This is a genomic window from Sphingomonas sp. STIS6.2, from assembly GCF_000732685.2.
GTDB classification, from domain to species: Bacteria; Pseudomonadota; Alphaproteobacteria; order Sphingomonadales; family Sphingomonadaceae; genus Sphingomonas; species Sphingomonas aerolata.
The window spans coordinates 1-1043 of the sequence record NZ_JPDP02000156.1; the positions used below are offsets into that span (position 1 = coordinate 1).

At 66.3% G+C, this 1043-nt stretch carries 1 protein-coding gene; it reads left to right on the forward strand.

What is annotated here, in order from left to right:
• Positions 1 to 1043, forward strand: a 1043-nt coding sequence (locus sphst_RS14825; RefSeq protein WP_159043663.1) for a TonB-dependent receptor domain-containing protein, incomplete at both ends; no start/stop codon positions are given.

A 1043-nucleotide genomic window follows, 5' to 3' on the forward strand; every position in this document is an offset into this window, starting at 1 on the left:
GTACCGCAAGGAATCGCTGAGCCTCGAAGTCGACAACGCGTTCCTGAGCGGCGATCTGGCCGGCCAGGGCGGCGCGACGCTGCCGATCCGCGGCAGCTACACCGTCAAGGAAGTGTTCGGCGAAATCCAGGTGCCGCTGGTCAGCGACCGCCCGTTCGTCAACGAGCTGACGGTCAATGGCGGCTATCGCTATTCGAGCTACAGCACCGCGGGTTCGGCGCATTCGTACAAGGGTGAGCTGGTCTGGGCGCCGGTCTCCGACGTCCGCTTCCGCGGCGGCTACAACCGTGCGGTCCGCGCACCGAACACGCAGGAGCTGTTCGCACAGCAGTCGGTCCAGCTCGACGGTGCGACCGATCCCTGCGCCGGCGCCGCGGTCAACGGTCTGGTCAACGGCAACACGGCCGCGCAGTGCGCGCTGACCGGCGTTCCCGCGAACCGGTTCGGCCTGATCGCCGCCAACCCGTCCGAGCAGTATAACGGCCTGCTCGGCGGCAACCCGAACCTGCGCCCCGAAAAGGCCGACACGTTCACCGCGGGCGTGATCCTGCGGCCGTCGTTCCTGCCGGGCTTCAACCTGTCGGTCGACGGCTTCCGCATCAAGCTGAAGGACCGGATCGGCGTCGTCGGCGCGGACACGATCATCGCGCAGTGCCTCCAGACCGCCGACGACCAGTTCTGCAGTGCGATCAACCGCGATGCCAACGGCACGCTGTGGCAGGGCAATGCGGGCTTCATCGTCGACACCAATGTCAATGCAGGGTCGCTGACCACGCAGGGGATCGAGACCTCGGCGGGCTATACCTATCGCTCGGACAGCATCGGCACGATCGGCCTGTCGTTCAACGGCACCTATGTCGACAAGTTCACGTCGGACAAGGTCGGCACCAAGTTCGATTGCGCGGGCCTGTACGGCGCACAGTGCGGCTATCCGATGTCCAAGTGGCGTCACCAGGCGCGTCTGTCGCTGACCACGCTGGGTGGCATCGGCCTGTCGGGCAACTGGCGCCATCTGTCGGCGACCAAGTTCGAGCGGACCAGCG